The organism is Paenarthrobacter aromaticivorans (assembly GCF_019038615.1).
In the GTDB taxonomy this organism is placed as follows: Bacteria; Actinomycetota; Actinomycetes; order Actinomycetales; family Micrococcaceae; genus Arthrobacter; species Arthrobacter aromaticivorans.
In genome coordinates, this window is the sequence record NZ_JAHOPC010000002.1 from 384,394 (window position 1) to 410,978 (window position 26,585).

The following is a 26,585-nucleotide window of genomic DNA, read 5'->3' on the forward strand; positions in this document are numbered from 1 at the left end:
CCTGACACCACTGTTCAGTTCAACTTGTTACTTGAGGTCGAAGCGGTCCAGCTCCATGACCTTGGCCCACGCGGCCACGAAGTCGTTGACGAACTTCTCTCTGGCGTCTTCGCTGGCGTAGACCTCGGAAAGGGCGCGCAGCTGGGAGTTGGACCCGAAGACCAGGTCCACCGGGGTGGCCGTCCACTTCAGCTCGCCGGTGGCGGCGTCGGTGATCTCATAGACGTTCTCCTCCGACTCCGACGCCCTCCACTTGGTGCCCGGCAAGAGCAGGTTGACGAAGAAGTCGTTGCTCAGGACCTGTGGCTTGTCTGTCAGCATGCCGTGGCTGGAACCGCCCACGTTGGTGCCCAGCGCGCGCATGCCGCCTACCAGCGCCGTCATCTCCGGTGCGGTGAGGTCCAGCATGTAGGCCTTGTCCAGCAGGAGGCTCTCGGGCGGGAGCTTCGAGCCGGGCCGCAGGTAGTTGCGGAACCCGTCAGCTTTGGGCTGCAGGTACTGGAAAGATTCGACGTCGGTCTGCTCCTGGGCGGCATCCGTGCGTCCCGGCCGGAATGGCACGGTGATGGGGAATCCGGCGTCGGCAGCGGCCTTTTCCACCGCGGCGGCACCGCCGAGGACGATCAGGTCTGCAAGGGAGACCTTCTTGCCGCCAGCCTGCGCAGAGTTGAACTCCTCCTGCACACGTTCGAGCACCGGAAGAACGGTTGCCAGCTGCTCCGGTTCGGAGGCTTCCCAGCTGCGCTGCGGCTCCAAGCGGATCCTTGCACCGTTGGCGCCGCCGCGCCGGTCCGTTTTGCGGTAGGTGGCTGCCGAGGCCCAGGCCGTACCCGCGAGCTGCGGGATGGTCAGGCCGGAGCCCAACAGCTTGGCCTTCAGCGAAGCGATGTCGTGCTCGTCGACCAGTTCATGGTCGACGGCGGGAACGGGATCCTGCCACAGCTGGGCTTCCGGAACCCACGGGCCCAGCATGTGGGGGCCAACGGGTCCCATGTCGCGGTGCAGCAGCTTGTACCAGGCCTTGGCGAACGCCAGGGCGAACTCGTCCGGGTTCTTGAGGAAGCGGCGACCGATTTCCTCGTAGACGGGGTCGAAGCGCAGTGACAGGTCCGTCGTCAGCATCGTGGGTCGGTTCTTTTTCTCCGGGTCGTGCGCGTCCGGGATGATCTTCGGAGCATCCTTGGCAACCCACTGGTGAGCACCGCCAGGGCTCTTGACCAGTTCCCACTCGTACTCGAACAGGATCTCCAGGAAGCGGTTGCTCCACTGGGTCGGCATGTCCGTCCAGGTCACCTCGAGGCCCGAGGTGATGGTGTCCGCGCCCGTGCCACTGCCGTAGGTGCTGAGCCAGCCCAGGCCCTGCGCCTCCAGGTTGGCGGCCTCCGGCTCGGGGCCCACATGCGCATCGGCGGGGCCGGCGCCATGGGTCTTGCCGAACGTGTGGCCGCCGGCGATCAGCGCGAAGGTCTCCTCGTCGTTCATCGCCATGCGCTTGAACGTCTCCCGGATGAAGGCGGCAGCAGCTACCGGGTCCGGGTTGCCCATGGGGCCTTCGGGGTTGACGTAGATCAGGCCCATTTCAGTGGAGCCGACGTCCTCGGACATCTGGCCTTCACCCACGTAACGCTCATCACCGAGCCAGGCGTCTTCGGGGCCCCAGAAGATCTGCTCGGGCTCCCACACGTCCTCGCGGCCAAAGGCAAAGCCGAAGGTCTCGAAGCCCATCGATTCCAAGGCGACGTTGCCGGCCAGGACCAGCAGGTCGGCCCAGGAGAGCTTCTGGCCGTACTTCTGCTTGACCGGCCACAGCAGTCGCCGGGCCTTGTCCAGGTTGGCGTTGTCCGGCCAGCTGTTGAGCGGCGCGAACCGCTGGCTGCCGTCTCCCGCTCCACCGCGGCCGTCATGGACGCGGTAGGTGCCGGCCGCGTGCCAGCTCAGGCGGATCATCAGGCCACCGTAGTGGCCGAAGTCCGCCGGCCACCAATCCTGCGAGGTAGTCAGGACCTCGGTGATGTCACGCTTCAGAGCATCGAGGTCGAGCTTCTGGAATTCCTCCCGGTAGCTGAACGACGGGTCCAGCGGATTGCTTGACTTGCCGTGCGTGTGCAGCACGGAAAGGTCCAGCTGGTTGGGCCACCAATCCTGGTTGGTCCGCGGCCGGTGGCCTTTGGGCCGGGGGGAATCGATTGCCGGGTTTTCACTTTCGCTGCCCTGGTCCGTGGCACTGCCATGGGCCACCGGGCATCCGCCCTCCACCTTCGGGTTCAAGCCCTGCGCGCTCCCGGGAGTGGGGACTGGGGGATGCTCTTGGGGATCGGTCATTTTTCTTCCTTTCATCTGGCCGAGGCCGCCGTCGGCTCGGGCCGGTTCAAAGTTTCCTATTGCACCGTAAACGCGCGTCGGGGAAGAGCCCATCGGGAGGGACCGTCCGGTGCCTGCCGCACCGAGAAGTCTTGTGTGACAACGACCCCCGCGTGCTGTTCCGCAATGATCATCAAGTCTCGCCTTAGGCAACAGCGTGGGGCTAGGGTTGGTTTGTTGTCAAACATATTCTTTGCTCGTTACGGGTCTCTCGTCGAAGCTTCTTCACGTTTCCGTCACATACATGACACTGTTGCATACCAACGTTGCAGTGTCTTCTGGGCGCACCCTGGGAACTCAGGGAGCTTGGCGAGGTGTTTCATCGTTCTGCGGGGCGGAGTGTGGCCGGATTCTGGGTTGTTCGACGGATTCGTGAGAGTCATGCCCCGGAGGCTGCGCCCTCATCGAATCAGGAGGGTCCCAGCGGGCTGAAAGCGTGAGATTGAGCCGGACGATCTGCAGATGTGGCGGCACCTATTTATTGGCGCCGGCTCGAGTGTGCGGAGAACGGTTGTCTGTTCCTCCGTGGGAGATCGAGCAAAAAAGTGGTGTGGACAATGTGAACATTTTCCACCTTGGACTGGCTCGTACACCATCGTATTGGCCCGGATTCCTCATGTTCCTGCCACTTCCCAGTGTTCACGCGGGCCGGAATCCCGTTCGAGTCCACCTCGGGCACGGCATAGCCCCTCGTCAGAGGGGTTTTTGCTTTTTACGTGTGTACAAAGCTTGACATTTGTCTCTGATTTGGAGGCCCGGTTGGTGCCTGGCCGCCGGGTGCGGCCAGTTCAGTTTGGGGTGGGGGAGCCGGTTCCGGATTTCTTGCTCACACGTGCACACCAGGGTTGCATCCGGGCCATTCAGGAAGTCGATGGACGTCCGATGTTAACGAGGACGACGGCGGGAGTCACCTCCCGCCGTCGTGAGCCGTTCGGCTTGCCGCCTCGCATTGTTGGCGCGGGCGCTCAGCCTTCAAGCTTGGAATGCTCGCCCAGACGGTGCCATGAACGGTTGTGGTAGACCAGAGCGTCACCGGGTTCGCCCGCGTGGACGTCACGCATCACGCGAGACTCCAGGGCGTGAACGGCGATGATTGTGGAGGTCCCTACCTCCATACGATTGATGACGGCGCAGCGCACCCAGGCGCGGACATCGTTATACACCGCTTCGCCGGTTGCAAGGGCCGACCATCGGTGCGTCTGGTCAAAGCGGTCGACGCCGGGGGTCGCGCCAAACTTCGCCAAGTCGACGTCGTGTGCGTCCAGCAGGTGCACGACGACGGTTTCGGCGCGCGAGAGCACCACGGACGCGGAGGACAGTGCCGAGACCGAGAAAATCAGCAACGGAGGTTCCGCACTCACTGACACGACCGACGATACCGTCAGTGCCACCGGTCCTTCGCCGGCATCAGCCGTGATAACGGCGACACCTCCCGGGTGGCCACGGAACAGTGCTTTGAATTCGTCGGCCGAGAGGGAGGACGGGAAGCTTTGCTTCGGAGCCTCGAGCCAGGTGTCTGCGGGGTAGGCGTGAAACATCGTTAGGACACCCTGGGGGCGGAGCGGGCGAGTTCCTCGCGAATGATGTTCGTCCCTGCGCTGAGAGCACTCAGCTTGGCCAGTGCGACGTCCCGGGGGAACGGTGCCATGCCGCAGTTGGAGCTGGCGATGAGCTTGTCCGCATCGACGAACTGCAGGGCCTTGCGGAGGGTGTTGGCGACGTCCTCCGGGGTCTCGATGGTCTCGCTTGCGACGTCGATTGCCCCGAGCATGACTTTCTTGCCGCGGAGGAGCTCGATGAGGTCCATGGGCACGTGGGAGTTCTGGGATTCCAGCGAGATGATGTCGATGCTGGAGCTCTGAAGCAGCGGGAACGTTTCCTCGTACTGCCGCCACTGTGAGCCGAGCGTCGCCTTCCAGTCATTATTCGCCTTGATCCCGTAGCCGTAGCAGATATGCACGGCGGTCTCCGCGCGCAGTCCTTCGGCCGCTCTCTCAAGCGCGGCCACGCCCCAGTCCTTGACCTCATCGAGGAAGACATTGAACGCGGGCTCGTCGAACTGGATGATGTCCACCCCGGCTGCCTCTAGTTCTTTCGCCTCCTGGTTCAGGATCGCGGCGAACTCCCAGGCCAGCTTCTCGCGGCTCTTGTAGTGGTCATCGTAGAGTGTGTCCACCATCGTCATTGGACCGGGAAGAGTCCATTTGATCGGCCGGTCGGTGGTCGCGCGGAGGAACTTTGCGTCTTCGACGAATACCGGCCGCTCGCGGCGCACCGGTCCGACGACGGTCGGCACGCTCGCGTCGTAACGATCGCGGATGCGCACGGTCTTGCGCTGTTCAAAGTCGACCCCGCTGAGATGCTCAATGAAGGTCGTGACGAAGTGCTGGCGGGTTTGCTCGCCGTCGCTGACGATGTCGATGCCGCGTCGGCTCTGCTCGTGGATTGCGATGCGCAGCGCATCCTGCTTGCCCTTGAGCAGCGCATCTCCCTCCAGCTTCCACGGGGACCAAAGAGTCTCCGGCTGCGCGAGCCACGATGGTTTCGGCAGGCTTCCGACAACGGTGGTGGGCAAAAGTGTGTTCATGATTGACGATTCTCCGTGGGTCAGTTGACGAGAGCGGGGTATTTGGCGGTCCACTGGTCCAATAGATCCTTGTGGGGCGTGATGAAGTGTTCCTCCGTGTACTTCGCCTGCGTGACCGCGAGCTGACTGCGCTCGACGCGGTCGTAAGCGATCTGGGTCCGCGAGTAATCCTGCTCTCCCAGGCTCGGCTGGTAGACGTGGGCGGCGGCGGAGTTAGCGTTGTAGATCTCCGGGCGGTAGATCTTCTGGAACGTCTCCATGGTGCTGATCGTGCCGATGAGCTGCAGGTTGGAGTAGTCGTTGAGCAGGTCGCCGCGGAAATAGAAGGCGAGCGGCGCAACGCTGCCGCGTGGCATGAAGTAGCGAACCTGCAGCCCCATCTTCGCAAAGTACGCATCCGTAAGCGAGAACTCGTCTTGCTGGTACTCGACGCCCAGGACCGGGTGGCGGTTCTCCGTACGGCGGTACGTCTTGCTCGTGGAGACGCTGATGCACACTACAGGCGACTGCGGGAAGCGTTCCTGGCATGCCGGGGAATCGAGGAATTGCTGGAACAGTTTGCCGTGAAGATCGCCGAAGTTCTCGGGAACGGTGGGCTTGCCTGACTCCGCTGCTGCCGCTGGCAGTACGACGCTGAAGTCGAAGTCACGGACGTAGGAGGAGAAGTTGTTCCCCACGATCCCTTGGTGGCGGACCCCGTTCAGCTGGTCGACAATCTGGATGTCGAGAACCTCGAACAGGGGGAACTGCTGATCCGTACCTTCGGCAGTGAACTCTATCTGCACGGAAACGATCTCAAGCTCGAGCGTGTAGCGGTCCCGGTCCGGGTTGTCCCAGCTTGCGAGATCGTTGAAGCGGCGCCGAATCATGGTCAAGGCGTTGCGGAGGTTCTCCTGGCGGTGCTCGCCCCGTGCCAGGTTGGCGAAATTCGTCGTGATCCGCGAGCCTTCCGACGGGGAGTAGTCCTCGTCGAAGGGGGTCGTGGTGATGCTGAAGGTGAAGTCGTCTGCCATGTGCTGCCAATCCGTTGATGGGCCGGAGACGGCCTTTCCGAAGGGGATGTATCCATGGTGCAGCCTTCCGATGGGTATCAAGTAACTAGTGGTTACTATGCATTCATATAGAATCTTCCTATGCCTCAGATTTCGAGCGGATTGACCCTGCAGCAGCTCCGTTACTTCATAGAAGTTGCGGCTGAGGGGTCGATCTCCGCGGCCGCCGATCTTCTCTTCGTAGCGCAGCCGACAATGTCCGCCTCGATGAAGGACCTTGAGGCCCGGGTTGGCCGTGCGCTCCTGGTTCGCTCCGCCCGCGGAGTCACCCTAACGGCCGACGGAGTAGAGTTCCTCGGCTACGCGAGGCAGGTCGTCGAGCAGTTCGCTCTCCTCGAGCAGCGCTACCTTGGTAGGCCACCGCGGCGACGCCTTCTCGGGGTGTCAACGCAGCACTACTCGTTCGCGGTGGACGCCTTCGTCCGGATGGTCAAGGCCACTGATGTGGCCGAATACGAGTTCTCGCTGCGTGAGTCCCGTACCTGGGACATCATCGAGGATGTCCGGACGCTCCGCAGCGAGATAGGCATCCTCTACCGGAACGATTTCAACCGGAAGGTCATCGACAAGCTGCTCCGGGAATCCGGGCTCGCGTTCACTCCGCTTTTCCTCGCCGATCCGCACATTTTCATTTCACGGAACCACCCGCTCGCCTCAAAAGAGCGTGCGACTCTCGCCGATCTCGCCGGTTTGCCCCGGCTAACCTTCGATCAAGGTGCGAACAACTCCTTTTACTTCGCCGAGGAGATTCTCTCCACCTTGTCCAGTAAGCAGGAGATCCGGGTCTCTGACCGGGCCACGATCTTCAACCTCATGATCGGGCTCCACGGCTACACGATCTCGACGGGCATCATCAGCGGGCAGCTCGACCCGGAGATCGTCGCCATCCCGCTTGACGTTGACGAACGCATCGAGATCGGCTGGATCGGCCACGCCGCGATTCCGCTCACCGACCAAGCGCAGCGCTACCTCAAGGAATTGCGGGCCGTCGTCGCTGAGTTCGGCGTGGCGCTACTCAACTGACTGCAGTTAGGTGGGCGGGTCATTGCCCCTTTGATTGGATGTGTTAGTTGCAGCCGGGCGGGTTGCTGGTGTCGTGTATGCCCGTCGCCGTCGCCGTCGCCGTCGTTGGTGCCCTGGCGTGGGAACGGGCCGCACCCGGGAAGCAGTTCGAACTGGCCATCCACCTATATTCTGTCTGTGGACCCGTGAAAGAAACCCAGGGCTCCAACCGGAACGAACGGAGCGCCCCCGGTGTTGTTTGACGCATTGGAGCGGCAGATCGTGGCCGCCCTTCAGATCGATCCGCGCTGCCCTTGGCGCAAGATGGCTGCCGTGTTGGGGGAGGCTGAGCGAACGGTGGCACGCCGGGGCTCCCAACTGTTGGAGTCCGGATCCGTTGCGGTGGTTGGCGTACGGCCAAAGCCTGCGGCTGTGCTCTTCGAGATGCGGTGCATTCCCGGAACGCTGAGGACGGCAGCGAAAGCACTGGCCCAGCGGAAAGACATCACATTCGTTTACACCACAACGGGCACTGGCGATTGCGTGGCCGAGATCATGACCGACCCCAGGCACATGGCTGACGTGCTGTCCGACGAGCTCCCCTCCACCATTGGCCTCAGGGATTCAACGAGCTACCCGGTGCTGCGATACTTCCGCACCATCCGGGGGTGGCGGCCGGAGATCCTCAGCGCGGACCGTGCCGAGGCGCTCCGATCACCGCTCACCCTGGATTCGGGCATCCTGGAGGCCCAGAAGGAACTGAGCAGGCAGGACACCGAAATCGTGGAAGCGCTGTGCGCCGATGGTCGGATGAGCTTCGAGGCGCTGGGCCGCCGGGTGGGGGTGTCGGAGGCCACAGCCCGACGACGCACGGAATGGCTCCTTGCCAACAACCAGGTCCATTTGCGCGTGGTGATCGAACCGGCGGCCTTTGGCCTCGCCGTCGAAGCGCTCCTGTGGATCAGGGCGTCGCCGCTGCACGTCGAACAACTGGGCAAGAGCCTCGCCGAACTTCCGATGGTCCGCTACGCTGCGGCGATCGCCGGGGACTACCACGTCATCGCGGATGTCACCGTTGGAGACATGTCGTCCCTCTACCGCTTCATCACGGCCTCGGGTTGGGTCCAGTACGCATCCGGCGTGGATGTCTCCGTCCTCCTGGACGCGCATAAGCGAGGCGGACGGTTCATGCGGACGTCGTCGTAAGGATTGGCACCTCGTTGGGGATGACGGGCGCGACGGCGGCGTACCCCGTCTGCTGCTCGAACGCCCGGCCCCAGCGGAGCAGCTGCATGTCCGTGTAGTGGTTGCTCGCCAGCTGGAGCCCGATCGGCAGCCCGGCGGCGCTGAACCCGGCGGGCACGCTGAGCACGGGCAGGCCGGTGGCGGACAGCACGCAGGCTGAGCGCATCCAGTCCAAATAGGTCTCCGAAGGAACCCCGGCGACCGAGGCCGGGTAGCGCAGCGTCGCATCGAACGGCAGAACCTGCGCGCAGGGGCTCGCGAAGAGGTCGTAGCGGCCGAAGAACGACTGCACGCCCGCTTCAAGACGCGTGCGTGCAGCAGCGGTTTCGATCAGGTCCCGGGCAGTCAGGGCGAGTCCCTTGTTCACGTTCCAGTGCACTTCAGGTTTGATCACGTCCCCTGCCCTTTCCAGGAGGGGTCCCAGCCCTGCGGCGAAATCCATGGCCCGCGTGTTCCCGAAGACCAGGTCGGCTTCGCTGAAGTCCGGAGTGGCTGCCTCCACGATCGCCCCCAGCTCCTCGAAAACCCTGAGCTGCTGTTCCAGGTGCTCCAGGATTTCGGGTTCCACCGGCACGCCAATGCCAAAGTCGCGGGACCAGCCGATCCGCACGCCACGCATGTCCGTTTCCAGCGACGAGCGGAATACCTCCGGGTCAAGCCCCGCCGGATGGGGGACGCGAGGATCCGGACCGGCCGTGACGGACATGAACAACGCAATGTCCTCCACGGTGCGCGCCATCGGACCGGTCCGTCCCAGCCATGCGTAAGCGTTGACGTCGGACGGCGTGGGGATCACCGCCGTCGACGGCCTGAAACCCACTACGTTGCAAAACGAAGCCGGGATGCGGAGCGAGCCGCCCATGTCGCTTCCGTCGCCGATGCTCTGGACGCGGGAAGCAACGACGGCGGCAACCCCGCCGCTGCTTCCGCCGGCGCTAAGTGCGGGCGCGTATGGATTGGTGGTGGTTCCGAAGAGGTCGTTGAAGGTGTGTGATCCTGCGCCGAACTCCGGGACGTTCGACTTGCCGCTGCTGACCACGCCGGCCGCCTTGAGCCGCGCAATGATGAGGTCGTCGGCGTCGGGCACAAAGTCGCGCAAGGCGACCGAGCCCTGGGTGGTGCGCATCCCGGCGGTGTTGTTGGTGTCCTTGTGCGTCATGGGTAGTCCGTGCAACGGCGGCAGTTCGGCCCCGGAGGCGGTCAGTTGGTCGGCCTGGTGCGCCAGTGACTGTGCGCCCTCGGGGTCAATGGTCACCACGGCATTGATCGCGGGATTGACGTCCGCGATCCGGTCCAGATGATCGGCCAGGGCTTCGCGCGCCGAGATGTCCTTCCTGCGGATCGCGGTGGTGAGTTCGACGGCGGACAGCTCGCCAATGGTCTCGGGCATGGTGCTCCTTTGCTGGATGTTCGCTGCCTGAAAGTGTGCCGAGTCACATGCCCTTGGTGGAAGCCTCGAGGGTCGGCGCGGTGCTGTTTGACCGTTTCGGCCAATCCAATGGCTGATTCCGTCAGCCATTGCGTGTGATCCGGCTCATAGCGGATGGTGTTCGTAACCCACTGGCCGATCTGGTCGATGGGTGTGGATTCGCCCCCAGAGCAGGAAACAGCCGTAACAAAGTGGTTCGGTTGTGGAGTGCGCGGGGCTTACACCGGAGGTTTCCATGCACCAACCCCTGGCACTTCAACCCCTCGCGTCCAACAGCGCAACCGACATCCTGGCCATCGCCAACAACCCGGTCCTGTGGATCTGCGTGGCCGGCGTCTTCGGCGTCATCATCATCCAGTCCGCCATCTTCATGAAGGCGGCACGTCGGGCGGCTCCCTCGGTGGAGATGAGCTCCCAGGACATCAAAACGTCGTTCCGTTCCGGCGCCGTCTCGGCGATCGGACCCTCCTTGGCCGTTTCGCTCGTGGCCATTGCGCTGCTTGGCCTGTTCGGAGCCCCGGCGGTGTTGTCCCGGATCGGCCTGATCGGTTCGGCCGCCTACGATGTCTCCGCTGCCGGTATCGCCGCAGGTTCCATGGGCGCCAAGCTTGGTGACGCCAGCTATACACAGAGCGTCTTCGCCGTTGCCTTCTTCGCCATGAGCATCGGTGGGGCCATGTGGATGCTGGCCACCCTGATCCTGACGCCGCTCCTGCGCAAGGGCGATGCCAAGATCCGCTCCGTGAACCCCGCCGCGATGGCAATCGTCCCCGCTGCTGCGCTGATCGGGGCTTTCTCTTGCCTCGGCCTTACCGAGCTCCCCAAGTCCTGGATCCATGTCCTCTCGTTCCTCGTCTCCGCCGCGGTCATGGGCCTTTGCCTGCTGCTCGCCAACAAGCTCGGCAAGAGCTGGCTGAGGGAATGGGGCCTTGGCTTCTCCATCGTCATCGGCCTCGGCGCGGCCTTCTTCGCCGCCGGCGCCTGAGCCCGTTTCCCGCAAGCACTGCTCCCGTAAGCACTGAGCTCCCGAGCACTGAGCAAGAGACAAGGAATATCCCCATGACTTCCACAACTTCTGCCGCCATCACTCCTACCACCGGCACGGCCATGGCCGAGTTCAATCGGACCACCTCCCGCTGGGGCCAAATCACCATGATCGCGGGTTTGCTGATCTCCGTGGCCGGACCGCTGTACCTCGTATTCGCCGGCGGCCTGGACATTGGACCCGCCCAACTCTGGATCGCCTTCGCCGCAGTGGCCGCTACGTTCGGGATCATCTGGATCGTCGAACCGCTGACCTACTTCCCGATCCTCGGCCCTGCCGCCATGTACCAGGCGTTCATGATCGGCAACATCTCCAACAAGCTCCTCCCCGCCGCGCTCATCGCCCAAACGAACATCGGCGCAAAGCCGGGCAGCAAGCGCGCCGAACTTGCCGCCGTCGTGGCTATCTGTGGTGCGGCGGTGGTCCACCTGACGTCGCTCGCCGTCTTCGTGGGACTGCTGGGCAGTTGGCTGATCAGCGTCATTCCGCCGTCGGTGCTGACGGTCACGCGGCTGTACGTCCTGCCCACCGTCCTGGGTGCGGTACTGGTTCAGGCCATCGTGTCAATGAAGCAGCCCCGCACCACCGTCTTCGCGCTACTGGTGTCGGCCGTCGTCGTCTTTGTTGTCCTGCCGATGGTGCCGTCGCTGGCCATGGTGTCCACCGCCATCGCCGTCCTCGGCACCATCCTCCTGGCATGGTTCTTCCGCGGGAAGCAGGTGGCAGCGGCCAAACCCATCCACATCGAGTAAACCCGAGTCGCACGGCAAACCCCCAGAACGCACCAGAAAGAAGATCACCATGACCCAAACCGCCACCGCCCTGGAACTCGACAGCGAACAGACCACCAAGCTCCATGCCCTGTACCGCCGCCTGCACGCCCACCCGGAACTGTCCATGCAGGAGCACGCCACCGCACAACTCATCGAAGAACAACTGGACGGTTTGGGGGTGGAACATTTCCGCTGCGGTGGCACGGGTGTTGTGGGCATCCTGCGCAACGGCGAGGGCCCCGTGGTTGCGTTCCGCGCAGACACCGACGGGTTGCCCATCGAGGAAGCGACGGGTTTGGAGTACGCCAGTACGGACAAGGGCATGCTGGACGGCGCCGAAGTTCCGGTGATGCACGGTTGCGGCCACGACACCCATGTGGCGAGCCTGCTGGGAGCCACCGAAATCCTCGCGGGCAACCGGGACGCGTGGGCGGGGACCTTGGTACTGATCTTCCAGCCCGGCGAAGAGACCGCGGCAGGTGCTTTGGCCATGCTCGACGACGGTCTGTGGGACAAGGCTCCACGGCCGGAAGTAGTGTACGGGCAGCACGTCATGCCCCGCCCGGTGGGTACCGTGTCCATCTCCAGCGGGCCGGTCGCGGCCATGGCGGATTCGCTCAGGGTTACTGTCCACGGCCAGCAGTCCCACGGGTCGCAGCCGCAGGACTCGATCGATCCCATCGTCATGGCCGCGCACATGGTTACGCGGCTGCAGACTATCGTGTCCCGTGAGCTGGACCCGCGGAAGTCCGCCGTCGTGACCGTTGGAACATTCCACGCCGGACTCAAGGAAAACATCATCCCGGCCTCGGCCGAGTTCACGCTCAACATCCGTACCTTCGACGACGACGTTCGTGGCCAGGTCCTTGGCGCCGTTCGTCGCATCATCGAGGCCGAAGCCGCCGCCTCCGGTGCGCCTACCCCGCAGATTGAGGAGATGTACCGCTTCCCGCAGTGCTTCAACGACCCCGACGCCGTTCCTTACGTTCTCGAGGCACTGCGCGGTGCGCTGGGGGCGGAGTCCGTTGAGGTCACCCCGCCGATGATGGGGAGCGAAGATTTCGGTCACCTGGGTACCGCGATTGGCGTGCCGTCCGTGTTCTGGATGTTCGGCGGAACGCCCGCCTCCGCCTTCGACGGACCCGGCGCTGTCCCCGTCAACCACTCACCCTTCTTCGCCCCCGAGCTGGAAGGTTCCCTCGCCGGCGGAGTCTCGGCCGCCGTCGCCGTCCTCCTGTCCCGCCTGGGCAACTGATCTTGGAGGAATGGCCATGACTTCAGCATTGACCGAAACCCGCGCCACGGAAGCACCGCAGTCTGTTCCACAAGAAGCGGGCGGCCCCCTGTCCGGCCGCCTCGTGGTGGACCTGAGTCGGGCCCTCGCGGGACCGCACGCCGCCATGATGATGGGTGACCTCGGTGCCAGGGTGATCAAGATCGAGAACCCTGGCACCGGGGACGACACCCGTGGTTGGGGCCCGCCCTTCGTTGGACCCGAAGACGATCCGCAGGCCACCTATTTCCTGTCCTGCAACCGCAACAAGGAATCCCTGGCGTTGGACCTCAAGAGCGCCGATGGCCGGACCACCCTGCGGCAACTCCTCGAGCGCGCAGACGTGGTGGTGGAAAACTTCCGCCCCGGTGTCCTGGAACGGCTCGGGTTCAGCACCGATGCCATGCACTCGATCAACCCCCGGCTGGTGATCCTGTCCATCACGGGCTTCGGCCATGACGGACCCGAATCCCACCGCAGCGGTTATGACCAGATCCTCCAGGGCGAGGCCGGGCTCATGTCGCTCACCGGCTCCGGACCCGAGGACCCCCAACGCGTCGGCGTACCCATCGCCGATCTCCTGTCCGGCATGTACGGCGCATACGGGGTGGTGGCCGCGCTGCTCGAACGCGAACGGACCGGTCAGGGCCAAGTGGTTCGGACGTCCTTGCTGGCGTCCCTCGTCGGGGTGCACGCCTTCCAGGGAACCAAAGTCACCGTGGCCGGGGAATCGCCTGAGGCCCAGGGAAACCACCACCCCTCCATCGCGCCCTACGGACTCTTCCGTTGCCGCAACGGGAGCGTGCAGATCAGCGTCGGCAGCGAAAAGCTCTGGGCAGCCTTCATGTCCACGTTTGGCCTTGATCCGGCAGCTGAGGGTCTTGCAAGCAACGCGGACCGGGTGCGTAACCGCTCGCGCGTTATCGACGTCGTGGAAGCGGCGTTCGCGGAGTACGACGCTGAGCCGCTCCTCGCGAAGCTCGCCGACGCGGGCATCCCCGCGGGCAAAGTCCGGTCTTTAAAGGAAGTCTACGAGTGGCCACAGCTCGCCTCACAGGGACTCCTGCTCGACGTCGAGCACCCGCTCCTGGGCCCGGTCACCTTGCCCGGCCCGCCGCTGCGCTTCTTCGACAACGTTGCCGGAGCCGAGTCCACCCGCCGCCTACACACGGCACCGCCGCTGCTCAACGAGCACGACGCAAGCATTCGTGAGTGGTTGTCCACAGGGGAGGAGGACTGAATGACCGCCATGGCCATGCGTCGCCGCCTCGGCGCCCGGGAACTGCTTGAGCACATGCTCGACGCCGGCACCTTCGTTTCGTGGGACAGTCCGGTGCGTGGGGTGGTGGGCCTTTCTGCCGCACCGGGATACGCCGCAGACCTGGAAGCCGCAGCGGAGAAATCCGGCAGCGACGAGTCAGTCCTCACCGGCGAGGGCAGGATACGGAACCATCGCGTCGCCGTCGTGGTCTCCGATTTCGCTTTCCTGGCCGGCTCGATCGGGCGGGATGCGGCACGAAGGCTCGTTGCCGCCGTCGAACGCGCAACCCAACTCGGCCTGCCGCTCGTGGCCATGCCCGCTTCCGGCGGGACCCGCATGCAGGAAGGAACCAGCGCCTTCCTGGCCATGGTGGAAATCGTTGCTGCCGTCCAAGCGCACCGCAATGCCGGGCTTCCGTACCTGGTCTACTTGCGGCACCCGACCACCGGCGGAGTCATGGCATCCTGGGGCTCGCTGGGGCACGTGACCGCAGCGGAGCCGGGCGCCCTGCTGGGGTTCCTTGGCCCGCGCGTTTACGAGGCACTGCATGGCGAAGCTTTCCCGCCCGGTGTCCAGACCGCCGAAAATCTGTTCGATCACGGGCACGTGGATGCCGTGGTTCCTCCCGAGGGGCTCAGCGAATACTTTGCCCGCGTGCTGGATCTGTTGCTGGCGCCGAGCAGTGGTTCATCGAGTGCTGCTGTTGCCGGGCTTGGGCAAGCGGCCGCGCCCGAAACCCAACAAACCGGCGCGTGGGACGCAGTGCAGCGGTCGCGCGATCCCTTGAGGCCCTCAACCGAGGAACTGCTCCGTGATGGTGCCGGCGACGTGGTTCTCCTGCGGGGTGCCGGTGACGGTGCCAAGGAGAACGGGATGCTCGTGGCCCTGGCCCGTTTCGGTACCACGTCCTGCGTGGTGGTCGGTCATCAGCGTCACGGTGCTTCGGGGAAATCCATGGGACCGGCCTCCCTAAGGGACGCCCGACGCGGAATCCGTCTTGCCAAAGACCTCAGGCTTCCCCTGGTGACCGTCATCGATACCCCCGGAGCAGCCCTATCCAAGGAAGCCGAAGAAGGCGGGCTCGCTGCGGAGATCGCCCGGGCGCTCTACGACCTCCTTGGATTGGGAACACCCACTCTGTCCGTCTTACTCGGCCAGGGGACCGGCGGTGGAGCCTTGGCCCTGTTGCCCGCGGACCGTACCCTTGCCGCCCGGAACGCCTGGCTTGCTCCCTTGCCTCCCGAAGGCGCGTCCGTCATCGTCCACCGGACCACGTCGCACGCCCCGGCGCTCGCAGAAAGCCAAGGCATCACGGCCGCTGCGCTCGCGGGCAGGGGAGTGGTGGACGTGGTGTTGGAGGAACGCCCCGATGCCGCCCAGGAACCCGTGGACTTCTGCCGACGCATGGGTGAGGTGATCGGCGTCGAACTTCAAGCGCTGGCCGGTTCGGGAGCGCTGGCCGGTTCGGGATTCCCACGGCTGCAGGCCCGCCGCGCGCGGTACCGCGCCCTGGTCTCGTAGCCCCGTGCGTTGAGGGGCCTGCTCTGCGTTCTAACCCGTGGCTTTGGGACGCAGAGCGGGCCCCGCAACAGGAGGTTTATCAGGCGCTTGTCACGTCCTGGACCTCACCAACGTGACCACGTGCTTGAAAGGGCAAAGACAACGACGGCGACTACTGAACCAAGAAGCGTGTCGAAGATGCGTGCTTCCAGTGGTGGCCTTATTCTTCGAAATGGTTTACCGGTGCCGTGGTGGTGCCATTGCGTTCGGCGATGATGCTCCCGGCGACGTCGTGGAGTTTTTGGTTCCGATTCTGGGATGCCTGGTGAAGGAACGCGAAAGCTTCTTCCTGGGTGCAGTTGTTCTCGGCCATGATGATCCCGGTCGATAGATCGATGACGGTGCGGCGGGCCATGGCGGCTTTGAGGTCTTCGGTGAGCAAATCAGCTGTGGCGATCCGCAGCGCCAGCCGCAACGCCTGACCGGCCGTGTCCGCGAAGACCATGGCTTCGTTCACGACCTCCTTGGTGAAGGCCCCCGCTTCGGGGGCGAAGAAATTCAGGGCCGCTGAGGCGTCGTGGCCCAGCTCCAGTGGTGCCGCGAGGACACTGCGCGCACCGGCCTCAGCGATAGTGTTGGTGTACTTGGGCCACGGATTATCGGCGCTGGTGTCCGCCACCACCACTGGCTGGCCGGTTTGGAGTGTTTCCAGGGCTGGGCCGTCGCCCAGGCCCTGTTCAATCCCGTCCCAGAGGATTGCCTCGTCGCTGCTCCCGGCCAGGGTCACGGCCCGTTTCCGGCGCCATAGGGTGACTGCGGATTCGATCCTGATCTGCGTGGCGCGGCTTAAAGTCGCGGCCGCGCAGCGCGTCATTCCGTCCAGAAAGGACTTGACGTCATCGGTACCAGCGATGAGTTGGTGAAGTCGCTGGAAGTTTTCGTTCTGCTCCTCAGTGTCCACATCCAGCATTGTAGAAGCGGGTATTAACCGGGGCAAGACGGATGAGGGGCCCTTTTTGGTCCGGGATTTCCGCTTCAGTTCGGGGCGCTGATTTCCTCGACGGCGGCCTCCAAAGCCAGCTTGTCGGAGGCGCTGAAAGGTGCCAATCCGTGGACATAGGCGTCCAGATCCAGCACATCGGCGTTGCCGCCCATGCTCCAGAACGAGACCCAGAGATCGTTGACCGTCGTGCTGGTGGTGTCCAGCACGGCAAGCGCGACCCGACGCGCTTCCTCCACAACGCCCATGCTAGGAACTGCTTCCCCGTCAAAGCAAGAGAAACCGCACTTCAACACCGCTTGCCAGCCCAATTCGCGCTATTAAGAAGCGGGCCCTTGTCGGACGCTCCGACAGCGGCGTAAGGCGCCAGAACATCAAACGCAGGAAGCTTCCGTCCCCACCCCAGCGCCTAAGATCGCTTTGTCCGGCCGAAGAGGGTGTGCACAATGTGCACACTTAAGTCTGTTGTCTTGGTGACCACGGTTTGTTCGCCTTCTTGCCGTCACGTGTTCATTCGGCGTGCCATCCTCGGCGACATGACTGGTCGCCAAAACGCGCAGTGCGTAGGTAGGCGCTGGGACTTATGTCTAGTTGGAGTCAAATCCCAGTGGCGATGGGCCGCGAGTCGTTAGGTCGCCTGAGCCGAAGTCGGGTTGTCAGCTTTACGTCTACGCATTGATAGTAGCCCATACGGCATCATCAATTGAGTCTCAAACCTGACGCCAATTACGCCTCAACCCGACGTCAGGTTGGTGTGTCGCACTGGCCTTGCACCTCCACCCCCCGGGACGCGGAGGCCCCTATGCCAAGGCGGCCATACGGGCGGAACGTGAAGACCTCTTAGTCGTTGGCAGTGTGTGGTAGCCACCAAACTAAGAGGTCTTCACGTATTCACGATGTAACCAAGGCCCTGACCCGTACAGCTAGTGCCGAGCAGCTCAGGGGCGATAACCCGTCACTTCTGCATCTCAGGCTAACCAGCGAGGCCGTGGGTAGCTGTGCCCGGCGACACGGTCGCCGCCGTGAGGACTGCCGTCTCCCGCTCGCCCTGCTGCACCTCGTCGAGTTCCTTGAGCGTGTACTTTTTGGTCTCCTTGGCGGTGAGGGCTGAGATCCCTGCCAGGACCATGAACCCGAGGGCGACCATGGACGGCCCAACCCAATCTTTCAGATCGGGGCCAGCGAGTGCTGTCGAGAGAACGGGGCCGATGACGCCCGAGATGGCAAAGCCGATCTGGGTGCCAAGGGCGAGCCCGGAGACGCGCAGCCGGCCGGGGAACATCTCTGCGAAGAACGAGGGCCAGGACGCGTTCACCATTGAGTAGAACAGGGAGTAGTTGATGATGCCAAACAGGAAGATCAGCGACCAGTTGCCGGTCGTGATTGACCACAGGTACGGCACCATTGTGATGCCTACGCCGCCCGTTGCGATGAGGAACATCGTTTTGCGGCCGATCTTGTCCACAAGGAATCCTGCCAGGGGCGTGACTCCGAGGGCGATCACTGCCGAGACTGTGGTCGTCAGGAGCATGGTCGGCTTATCCAGCTTGTATCCGGCCGTCCCGAATGCCACCGAGAAGGTCTGCATCATGTAGCTCGTGCCCGCGATGAGCGCACAGAATACGATCCGCAGCACCGCGCGCCAGTGGAAGCGCAGAAGATGCCTGAGGGGGGCGACGTTCACCTTGGCGGCCTGGACCTTTACGAACTCGGGCGGCTCCTGGATGTGGCGGCGGATCAGGTATGCAGCGACGACCACGACGGCGGAGGCCCAGAACGGAAGCCGCCAACCCCAGCTCAGCAACTGCTCTGAGGGCATAGCGGCGACCGGGATGAAGACCAGCAGTGTTAGCAACGTGCCGGAGGAGGATCCCAACGTGGTGAAGCTCGCGAGGAACCCGCGACGGCCCTCGGAAGCATGCTCCAGGCTCATCGTGATGGCACTGGGCTGCTCGCCGGAAAGGCACAGTCCTTGGATGACGCGGATCAGCACGAGCAGGATCGGAGCAAGAGGACCGATCTGGGCGTACGTGGGCAGGCAACCGATCAGGAAGGTACAACCGCCGATGCCGAACAGTGTGATCATCATGACGAACTTGCGGCCACGGCGGTCACCCATCGGCCCCAGGATGAGGGAGCCGAGGGGGCGTACCGCGTAGCCGACCGCGAACGTGATCATGGCGAGCAGCACGCTGATGCCCTGGGGCAACTCGGGCGAGAAGAAGAGCACGTTCAGAACCAACGCCGACGAGGTGCCATACACCGCGAAGTCGTAGTACTCCAACGTCGTGCCGACCCAGGCCGCGACTGCGGCCCTGACCGGGGTCTTCCTGGGAAGTGTGGTTTCTGTCATTTCGTCTCCATTGGCGATGGGTGAACGGCGGCCTACCGATATACGTAGGCTGGAAAGAGATCTCGATTGAGACGTCTTATCGGTGCTACTGCGGGCTCTCAGGTGCGAGATCGTATGTTTGTACGGCTTTGCGTACTGGCCCTAGACATCACGTTAACGTTTGCGGCGCCGGTCACACAAAGACAGCTTTTCTGTCCCTACATAGCGATTTCCTATGGAGGATTTCGAAAGGTGGGAGACGCTGGACAACTGGAACCCGCGCTGAATCTGGACGCATTGAAGCTGTCCCTCAGACGCGTGAATATGTGGCCTGCGCCCGGCGGCGGCGGTTGAGTATCCCAGTGCCAGGACCCAAAAGGGCGAAGACTCGAGTTGCATGCAGCGGCCATTTGGGCAAATTCTCCCGTGAGGACTACGTTGGCCTGGAATGGCTCCCGCACTCGGCCACGTACTCGCCTGATGCGAAGGGCCTCGCCGGGGTTTGGAGTCCGGCAAGTCGTCTGAGAGAGCACCGTGGCTCGCATCGGCTACAGGGCGACAGGGTGGGGCAGCCATTGGCGCATGACCCGATCTTAGGGAAGTGGGTTTGACGTGGGGCGGGTATCTCCACGACGCCGTACCGCTTCCTCTACCAGTTCGGACATCCATGGCCGGTGTCCCCGGTGAAGCGCCATCCCCGGAGGCAGTCCCTCGATGGACGGGACGGAGCCGGCAATGTCGATGGTGATGCGTCCGTTGCCAAGCGGGGCGTTTGAGATGTGCAGATCCCCGAAGGACTGGGGGAGGACGGGATCCAGCCAGACTCCACCGGCTGACACAACGGGGTCATAACGCATCAGGCTGGACACGATCTGGATGGGTGCGGTGGCTGCCCACGCCTGGGGCGAGCACGCGGTGGGGTAAGGAACGGGAGTGGCTAGGTGGTCGCGGCCGAAGCCGCAGAACAGTTCCGGGAGGCGGCCGTCGGAGAACTCGGCGGCCTCCATCATCCCGGTGGCGATTCTTTGCGCTTCGGCGACGAAGCCGTACCGGAGAAGCCCGGCCGTGATGATGGCGTTGTCGTGGGGCCAGACGGACCCGTTGTGGTAGCTGGCCGGGTTGTAGGCGCCCATGTTGCTGGCCAGGGTGCGTACGCCCCACCCGCTGAACATTTCCGGTGACATCAGGTGCGCGGCGACTTGCGGGGCCTTGTCTTCGTCAATCAGGCCCTGGAGCAGGCAGTGCCCCATGTTTGAGGCGCATGCGTCGACCTGACGTTTCCTGCCGTCGAGCGCTATGGCGTAATACCCGCGCTCCGGGATCCAGAATTGCTCGTTGAACTGCTTCTTCAGCCGGGCAGCGCGGTCGGTGAGGTCGTTGCCCAATGCCATGTCACCGGCCTCGTAGGCCAGCCATGCACGTGAGAGGTAGGCTACGTAAACGTAGGCTTGTACCTCGCAGAGCGCGATGGGCGGCTCGGCCAGGGTGCCGTCGGCAAAGTTGATGCCGTCCCAGGAGTCCTTCCAGCCCTGATTGATCAGCCCCTGGTCGTTGAGCCGCTGGTACTCAACGAAGCCGTCGCCGTCCTTGTCGCCGTAGTTCACGATCCAGTCCAGTGCGCGGTCGGCGTGGGGCAGCAGGGCCTTGATGGTGTCCGCAGCGAATCCCCAACGGCTCACCGCCCCAAGCACCATCAGGAACAGGGGAGTGGCATCCACGCTGCCGTAGTAGTTCGACTTGCCGCCCAGGGACAGGCCGCTGGAGACATCAAGCCGGACCTCGTGGAGGATCTTGCCCGGCTCCTCTTCCGTCAGGGGGTCCACCACGGTGCCCTGGCGGTCGGCGAGGGTCTGGAGTGTGCCCAACGCGAGCGAGGGGTCCACCGGCATCGCCATCACCGAAGCCCACAAGGAGTCCCTGCCGAACAGGGTCATGAACCAGGGCGCACCGGCGGCGACGACGACGCGCTCCGGATGCTCGGGGTCCTCGATCCGAAGAGCGCCCAGGTCGTCATAACTGCGGCGCAGGGTCCGTTCCACGGAGCGGTTGGCCACCTGCAGTACGGGGATCTTCGCAACCCACTCCCTTCGGCGACGATCCCGGGGAGACAGGCCATCCCCCTCGGAATGGGCGAAAGCCGGAACGTGGGCTCCATTGTCGGTGGGGAGAACGGTCAAGACTGTGCTCCATTGCCCATGAGGGGGCACCGACACCCGATATTGGACGGTGTCGCCGGAAATCCCGGCACCAGGTACGTGGATAGCGGTGCCTTTGCGGACGTCCCGCCAACTGCCCCGAATGGTGAGCATCCCGTCGTCGGCTTCCCGTGTTTCCTCCCACCGTCGCCGGATACGTGCCTCCTTCACCTCGAAGAGGTCCGCGTAGTCGGCCCCCATTTCCAGAACGATGAGGCACTCAGCCGGCTCCTGGGAGTAGTTGTGCACGGTGAGCTGCTCCTGGAGCCCGGCTCCCACTTCCCGGAGCCGTTCCACGATAAGTGGGCTGTCCGCGTAGCCCTCGGAACGGGGGATCCTTGCAACGAATGCGGCACGGAACGGCTCCTTTGTCTCCGCCGTCAGGGGTTCAAGCTCCTGCCCATCCACTGTCAGTCGCCATATTGAAAGGATCCTGACATCGGCCACGAAGAGCCCATGCGGACGACCGGCCTGAATATCCCCGTTGGATGACGAAATACAGAAGGATGAACCCTCGACCAACGTCACAGAGCCAGCCCCTAGCGGACCGGCCGCCGTATCCGCATTCCACCCCGCCATCCTGGCCTCCTCCGTGACAAACCGAAGCGCCTACAAGCAGACACCGTGCTTGCGCTGGCCTCTTCGAAAAGACGCTACGCTTGGTTGCCAGTCGCCGCCAGTGCGGAGGCGTGAAGCGAAGCGGAACTCCTCAACACGTGCGTCCGCCTAGGACAAACCAGCGCGATTACCTTTCCGCTGCCGGCCCTGACTAGGAGCACGTTCAAATGCAGGGACTGGCAAACGATTGTGCCCGGGTTGATACACAGCCCACTGGGCCCAGGCTGGCAGAGGAACGAGTCCCCTATCCGAGGGCGGAAGACGGCAGGTAGCGGATCCGCCCGGACGGATCGTCCGGGCTAGGCCACACGCAAGCCCACACCCCTGGTCATTTTCCGGATTTCGTCGGACTTCAGACCGCTTGCCCCGGCGAGTTGGTAGTCGTCAAGCACTCGGGATTTCCTTGCCAGGGCCAGTATCTGCGTGCGTTCCTCTTCCAGAGCGCTCCGGGCGCCTTCGGCCGCGGCCAGCTCCAAAGCCAATCCTGCAATGAGGTGAAGGTGATCGCTCCGGGATTGGCCCGACGGATACAGTTCCCCGCGGGCCACCGCGGCCGACCGGATACTGGCGGCAGGCACGCCGGTGGCTTGTGCGAGGGCGGCAACTTTCACGCCGTCACACACGGCCTGGGCAACGCAGTCACCCAGCTCGGCGGTGAGGGCACGCACCCGGCTGGACCGGAGCGCGATGGTCCTCCGAAGCTGGGCCAGCGAGGCCAGGACTTGTTGGGCGCGGGCCGTGGCGGGGTCCGGCGTCGGCGCGCCCCGGTACCGGTAGGCGGCCACGCCGCTCCTGCCCGTCCCGCTACCGGCTGCACGCGGAAGTGTCCGCTCCTGAGTTTCTCTACCGAGCACCTCTGCTCCTTGTCTCCGTTGGTGTTTTCATGTCAGCGCGGCTTGCCGGCGGCGGGGGGAACCTTTCCCGCGGTTCTCCCCGACGGACTGGGAGGAAAGTCGCGGGGCGGGCGCTGTGTCGTCTTTGGGTCCGTTGTCCACCCTGCAGGTTACGCCGCTGGCAAGCGCGGAAGGCAATACCGAAAGTGCGTGGAGCAATACGCGAAAGTTCTGGCTGCTTCGTCATAAGGGCTGCTTATCTGTCCACGCACTTTAGGTCTTATCCAAGAGGACGGTTGCTTCCCTAGGCTCGAATGAACCACACTCGTCTGTCCCGGAAGCCTGGAAGAAAATATGCCTGAATTCGTGCCCGCATCACGCGTAACCCGTATCAAGTCCTCGCCCAGCGTTGCCGCGGCGGCCCGTGTGCGGGAGCTCAAGGCCGAGGGTCGCCGGATCCTGGACCTGACGGTCGGAGAGCCCGACTTCGATACACCGCAGCACATCAAGGACGCTGCGACCGCAGCCATCGGCCGCGGTGAAACCAAGTACACGTCCGTGACCGGGACACCCGAATTGCAAAAGGCAGTCCTGCAGACGCTGCAGCGCAAGACCGGCCTGCAGTACACGCCGGCCGAGATTACCATCGGCGGCGGTGGCAAGCAGGTCATTTTCACTGCATTCATGGCCACCTTGGACCAGGGCGACGAGGTTGTCATCCCCGCGCCGTACTGGGTTTCCTACCCGGACATGGTGCTCGCTAATGAAGGCACCCCCGTCATCGTTTCCTGCGGCGAGGATACTGGCTTCAAACTCACCCCTGAGGCCCTGGCCGGGGCACTGACGGAACGCACAAGGTGGGTCATTCTCAACACGCCTTCCAATCCCACAGGAGCGGTGTACTCCCGCGAGGAACTGGCCGGCCTGGCCGCCGTCCTCAAGGACCATCCGGCCGTCTACGTCCTGACTGATGAGATCTACGACGAGATCCACTTCGGCGAAGAGCGCATCGCCGGGATGGTGGCCGTTGCCCCGGAACTCAAGGACCGTGTGCTGGTCACCAACGGCGTTTCCAAGGCCTACGCCATGACCGGATGGCGTCTGGGCTACGCTGGCGGCCCGGCGCCACTGGTGGCTGCAATCAACAAGCTACAGTCCCAAATGTCTTCCTGCCCGTCCTCCATCAGCCAGGCCGCTGCCGCCGCGGCCCTCACCGGAGACCAGGGATTCGTCCGCGAAAGCGTAGACGTGTACCGCGAACGGCGCAACGCTGCGGTTGCCGGGTTGAACGCCGTCAAGGGCCTGCAATGCGCGACGCCGGATGGCGCCTTTTACGCGTACGTTAACTGCGCCGGGGTCATCGGCAAGACGACACCCGATGGCAGGCAGATCACCAACGACGAGGACTTCACCCTCTACTTGCTGGAAGCAGCGTCTGTTGCCGTCATCCAGGGTTCGGCCTACGGACTGAGCCCGTACTTCCGGATCTCCTACGCCACCGGACTGCCGGTGATCGAGGAATCCGTTGCCGCCATCGAAAAGGCCGTCACGGCGCTGGCCTGACCCAACCATCCCCTTTGCCTAGCTTTCCAACCACAGGAGCACCCAAATGATCCACGTCAAAACAAAATTCGACCGGCCATCGGGGGACGCCATTAGGCGCCTCTCCAAATTCTCCTCCGCCACAGTGCATGAAGCTCAGGGCCGCAAAGGTGCACTGAGCTCCAGGATCAAACCGATCGACCGCAGCATGTCCTTCTGCGGCCCCGCTGTCACCGTCGTCTGTGCGCCGCGGGACAACCTGATGCTCCAGGTGGCCATACACTATGCCCAGAAGGGTGACGTCGTCCTGGTAGCTGCCGGTGAGTACGAAGAGGCCGGGACTTTCGGCGACGTGCTGGGCAACGCCATGAAGGCCAAAGGCCTGGCCGGTATGGTCACGGATTCCGGTGTCCGCGACACCAAGGACCTGATCGAACTTGGATTGCCGGTCTTCTCCGGCAGTGTCTGCATCAAGGGGACCGTCAAGGAAACTATCGGGCCCATCAACCATCCCCTGGTGTTCGGCGACGAGATTGTCTACCCCGGCGATGTCCTCCTGGGTGACGCCGACGGTGTGGTGGTGGTCCGCAAGGACGAGATCGAGGAAGTCATCAAGCTGTCGCAGGCGCGCGTGGACGCAGAGGACGACCTCATCCGCCGCTACAAGGAAGGCGGCACCACCATCGAGCTGTGCAAACTGACGGACGTCCTGAAGGCCAAGGGCCTGCTGGTGGAGGACGCCGAACTGGAGCCAGCCCTGTAACCACCCACTCCCACGATTGCTGGGCAGTTGTCGCCGTGACTCCTTATGGCGACGAGTGCCCAGCATTCGACGCTTAAGCCAAGGGGCGTTAAGCCAAGAGGCCCGGGGTTCCCTTTCGGAACTCCGGGCCTCGCCTCTTGGTTTAACGACTAATCAGTTCATGCCGGGCAGCAGGTAAGCGGGCGGTCCCACCTGCGCGTCCTCCAGGTACCACATGGTGGAGCCGCACTTGCCAGGGGGCATCATGCTTCCCTCGAACACGAAGACCGGATCGGAGGCGGGCCCGTCTTCGGGACGCCAAAAACCGTTGGTGGGGCAATGTGAACCGGTGCTGGCTTTCAGATGGATTCTTCTTTCAGCTGCCTTACTGTACTGCAGACGGGTGATCTTCTTCATGGCTTGGGCTCCAGGGAATCTATTGCCGCGGTATCGCCTTTGGCGAAACCTTTATGGCTTTTATCCTAGAACTCACGCAATTCCCTGAATAAGACTAAAGCGGCGTGACCTGATAAGGCCTGCTTATGATGCCTCGAACGGTGCGGTGGGGAGCGGGGAATATTTACTCCGGAGCATTTCCTGCAGCATTTCCTTCAGTACCAGCAGGACGGCTGACGCGGCTTCGGATAGAGGCTCATGGTCGGGCGTGCACAGCGCGATCCTGCACTGCAGGGCGGGCTCGACGATCCTCAGGACCCGGAAGTCCTCTTCGTGGAACAGGGCATCCGCGGCCGACTTGGGCAAGATAGTCGCACCGAGGTCCGTGCGGAGCAGTCGGGTGAGCGAGGGGACCGATTCCACCTCACCTACCAGCTTCAGCTTTAAGCCCCTGCTGTCGATGCCCGCCTGAACCACCTGCCGAAGGGTGTGGATCTGTTCCGGCAGGAAGAGCCCGACAGCAGCCACCTCGTCCAGGGTAATGGTGTCCACGGCCGCTACCGGAAGTTCCCGCCGGGAGTTCACAATCAGGTACAGGTCCTCGACGATGAGGGTGGTGAACTGCACCCCCCGGATGGGCCCGGGTTCATAGATGAGTGCCATGTCCAACCGGCCGTTCTTGATGGCCTCACTGAGCACGCCCCCGTAAATCTCGGTCAGGTGCAGCACGATGTCCGGGTAGCGCCGTCCCACCTCGCTGATGATCCGCGGAGTGAGGCTTGAGGCCATGCTGTAGGGCGCGATCGCTATCGACACTCGGCCCGAAGGCGCTGCTCCTGAAGCTGCCACATCTATCCTGGCCTGCTCCACGAGCCGCAGGATGGTCTGCGCGTGCCGGTACAGGGTATGGCCGGCCGCTGTGGGCTCCACTCCCTGCTTGCTCCGGATCAGGAGCCGCTGCTTCAGCTCCGTCTCCAGGGCGGACACCTGCTGGCTCAGCGCTGGCTGGGCCACGTGGAGCGCGGCGGCCGCCTTGGTGATACTTCCTGAGTCGACGATCTTGACGAAGTAGGCCAGCTTCCGGGTGTCCATAGCGCTCCTCTTTTCCAGCGGGGACGGCACAGCATGCGGGGTCATACGTTGGCGCTATGGCGGGACAGGCATTACGTCTTTGTGTGATCCGAGTCTCGGGCATAGGTTAATTGCAGATGACTTTCCAATGACCAGGACATTCTATCCCCTTCCAAGCCATCGATGATTTTGATGGCGGCATATGTTTTTTGCATAAACAGGGGAAAGAGTCTATGGTCGCACCAATTTTATAATTACGAAACAAGAGCTGCGTATATTCCGTGGGTCAGCGCCAATACCGCCTTGCGAAGGTCATAACTTTCCACTA

The 26,585-nt window shown here is 63.5% G+C and carries 22 protein-coding genes; 10 read left to right on the forward strand and 12 right to left on the reverse strand.

Annotated elements, in window-relative coordinates; all coding sequences use genetic code 11:
* Positions 1 to 27 precede the first annotated feature (27 nt).
* The 4 genes from katG to KSW38_RS05335 all read right to left on the reverse strand — a co-directional run bounded on the left by katG (position 28) and on the right by KSW38_RS05335 (position 5,961).
* Positions 28 to 2,322: a catalase/peroxidase HPI gene (gene katG / locus KSW38_RS05320; RefSeq protein ID WP_216923534.1), complete on the reverse strand. Its 2,295-nt coding sequence runs from the start codon at positions 2,320 to 2,322 to the stop codon at positions 28 to 30.
* A 1,004-nt stretch (positions 2,323 to 3,326) separates the two neighbouring features.
* A complete protein-coding gene (locus KSW38_RS05325; protein ID WP_216923536.1) occupies positions 3,327 to 3,899 on the reverse strand; it encodes a flavin reductase family protein in 573 nt (190 codons plus the stop codon).
* 2 nt (positions 3,900 to 3,901) lie between these two features.
* Positions 3,902 to 4,948, reverse strand: a complete 1,047-nt coding sequence (locus KSW38_RS05330; RefSeq protein WP_216923538.1) for a methionine synthase — start codon at positions 4,946 to 4,948, stop codon at positions 3,902 to 3,904.
* 20 nt (positions 4,949 to 4,968) lie between these two features.
* Positions 4,969 to 5,961, reverse strand: a complete 993-nt coding sequence (locus KSW38_RS05335) for a DUF1852 domain-containing protein (RefSeq protein WP_216923540.1) — start codon at positions 5,959 to 5,961, stop codon at positions 4,969 to 4,971.
* Positions 5,962 to 6,081: 120 nt separating this feature from the next.
* Here KSW38_RS05335 and KSW38_RS05340 point away from each other — a divergent pair, with 120 nt between their 5' ends.
* The 3 genes from KSW38_RS05340 (at position 6,082) to KSW38_RS05350 (ending at position 8,208) form a co-directional block, all read left to right on the forward strand.
* The gene (locus KSW38_RS05340) at positions 6,082 to 7,023 is read left to right on the forward strand and encodes a LysR family transcriptional regulator (protein ID WP_216923542.1); all 942 of its coding nucleotides are present in this window, start codon (positions 6,082 to 6,084) and stop codon (positions 7,021 to 7,023) included.
* Positions 7,024 to 7,100: 77 nt separating this feature from the next.
* Positions 7,101 to 7,265, forward strand: coding sequence for a hypothetical protein (locus KSW38_RS05345; protein WP_216923544.1), 165 nt, complete (start codon positions 7,101 to 7,103; stop codon positions 7,263 to 7,265).
* Positions 7,255 to 8,208 carry an Lrp/AsnC family transcriptional regulator gene (locus KSW38_RS05350; protein ID WP_216923547.1) on the forward strand — a complete coding sequence of 318 codons (954 nt, stop codon included), beginning with the start codon at positions 7,255 to 7,257 and terminating at the stop codon, positions 8,206 to 8,208. The genes KSW38_RS05345 and KSW38_RS05350 overlap by 11 nt, the downstream gene beginning before the upstream one ends.
* On the opposite strand, the gene KSW38_RS05355 is transcribed toward KSW38_RS05350, so the two are convergent.
* Positions 8,189 to 9,637, reverse strand: coding sequence for an amidase (locus KSW38_RS05355; RefSeq protein WP_216923549.1), 1,449 nt, complete (start codon positions 9,635 to 9,637; stop codon positions 8,189 to 8,191). The genes KSW38_RS05350 and KSW38_RS05355 overlap by 20 nt on opposite strands.
* Positions 9,638 to 9,911: 274 nt before the next feature.
* Here KSW38_RS05355 and KSW38_RS05360 point away from each other — a divergent pair, with 274 nt between their 5' ends.
* From KSW38_RS05360 to KSW38_RS05380, 5 genes are all read left to right on the forward strand, one after another.
* On the forward strand, positions 9,912 to 10,661 hold the full coding sequence (locus KSW38_RS05360; protein ID WP_216923552.1) for a DUF5058 family protein: 750 nt from the start codon (positions 9,912 to 9,914) through the stop codon (positions 10,659 to 10,661).
* 74 nt (positions 10,662 to 10,735) lie between these two features.
* Positions 10,736 to 11,473 (forward strand): hypothetical protein, encoded by a 738-nt coding sequence (locus KSW38_RS05365; protein WP_216923554.1) that lies wholly within the window; start codon positions 10,736 to 10,738, stop codon positions 11,471 to 11,473.
* Positions 11,474 to 11,522: 49 nt separating this feature from the next.
* Positions 11,523 to 12,749 (forward strand): amidohydrolase, encoded by a 1,227-nt coding sequence (locus KSW38_RS05370; RefSeq protein ID WP_216923556.1) that lies wholly within the window; start codon positions 11,523 to 11,525, stop codon positions 12,747 to 12,749.
* A 16-nt stretch (positions 12,750 to 12,765) separates the two neighbouring features.
* Positions 12,766 to 14,007, forward strand: a complete 1,242-nt coding sequence (locus KSW38_RS05375) for a CaiB/BaiF CoA transferase family protein (protein ID WP_254186098.1) — start codon at positions 12,766 to 12,768, stop codon at positions 14,005 to 14,007.
* The gene (locus KSW38_RS05380; protein WP_216923558.1) at positions 14,008 to 15,549 is read left to right on the forward strand and encodes a carboxyl transferase domain-containing protein; all 1,542 of its coding nucleotides are present in this window, start codon (positions 14,008 to 14,010) and stop codon (positions 15,547 to 15,549) included.
* Between the two features lie 199 nt (positions 15,550 to 15,748).
* Here the strand turns inward: KSW38_RS05380 and KSW38_RS05385 are convergent, their stop codons facing one another.
* The 5 genes from KSW38_RS05385 to KSW38_RS05405 all read right to left on the reverse strand — a co-directional run bounded on the left by KSW38_RS05385 (position 15,749) and on the right by KSW38_RS05405 (position 22,527).
* Positions 15,749 to 16,489 carry a GAF and ANTAR domain-containing protein gene (locus tag KSW38_RS05385; RefSeq protein ID WP_428982366.1) on the reverse strand — a complete coding sequence of 247 codons (741 nt, stop codon included), beginning with the start codon at positions 16,487 to 16,489 and terminating at the stop codon, positions 15,749 to 15,751.
* Positions 16,490 to 16,563: 74 nt separating this feature from the next.
* Positions 16,564 to 16,776 carry a hypothetical protein gene (locus tag KSW38_RS05390; protein WP_216923562.1) on the reverse strand — a complete coding sequence of 71 codons (213 nt, stop codon included), beginning with the start codon at positions 16,774 to 16,776 and terminating at the stop codon, positions 16,564 to 16,566.
* A 725-nt stretch (positions 16,777 to 17,501) separates the two neighbouring features.
* Positions 17,502 to 18,881, reverse strand: a complete 1,380-nt coding sequence (locus tag KSW38_RS05395) for an MFS transporter (protein WP_216923563.1) — start codon at positions 18,879 to 18,881, stop codon at positions 17,502 to 17,504.
* 572 nt (positions 18,882 to 19,453) lie between these two features.
* On the reverse strand, positions 19,454 to 21,634 hold the full coding sequence (locus KSW38_RS05400) for an amylo-alpha-1,6-glucosidase (RefSeq protein WP_216923564.1): 2,181 nt from the start codon (positions 21,632 to 21,634) through the stop codon (positions 19,454 to 19,456).
* Positions 21,635 to 21,972: 338 nt separating this feature from the next.
* Entirely contained in the window at positions 21,973 to 22,527 is a 555-nt protein-coding gene (locus KSW38_RS05405) for a hypothetical protein (RefSeq protein ID WP_254186099.1), read from the reverse strand.
* A gap of 333 nt (positions 22,528 to 22,860) precedes the next feature.
* Between KSW38_RS05405 and KSW38_RS05410 the strand changes: the two genes are divergently transcribed.
* Positions 22,861 to 24,069: an aspartate transaminase gene (locus KSW38_RS05410; RefSeq protein WP_216923565.1), complete on the forward strand. Its 1,209-nt coding sequence runs from the start codon at positions 22,861 to 22,863 to the stop codon at positions 24,067 to 24,069.
* A gap of 46 nt (positions 24,070 to 24,115) precedes the next feature.
* On the forward strand, positions 24,116 to 24,811 hold the full coding sequence (locus KSW38_RS05415; RefSeq protein WP_216923566.1) for a 4-carboxy-4-hydroxy-2-oxoadipate aldolase/oxaloacetate decarboxylase: 696 nt from the start codon (positions 24,116 to 24,118) through the stop codon (positions 24,809 to 24,811).
* Between the two features lie 153 nt (positions 24,812 to 24,964).
* Here the strand turns inward: KSW38_RS05415 and KSW38_RS05420 are convergent, their stop codons facing one another.
* Together KSW38_RS05420 and nac are read right to left on the reverse strand one after the other, a co-directional pair.
* A complete protein-coding gene (locus tag KSW38_RS05420) occupies positions 24,965 to 25,207 on the reverse strand; it encodes a hypothetical protein (protein ID WP_216923567.1) in 243 nt (80 codons plus the stop codon).
* A 123-nt stretch (positions 25,208 to 25,330) separates the two neighbouring features.
* Positions 25,331 to 26,278: a nitrogen assimilation transcriptional regulator NAC gene (nac, locus tag KSW38_RS05425; RefSeq protein ID WP_216923568.1), complete on the reverse strand. Its 948-nt coding sequence runs from the start codon at positions 26,276 to 26,278 to the stop codon at positions 25,331 to 25,333.
* Positions 26,279 to 26,585 lie beyond the last annotated feature (307 nt).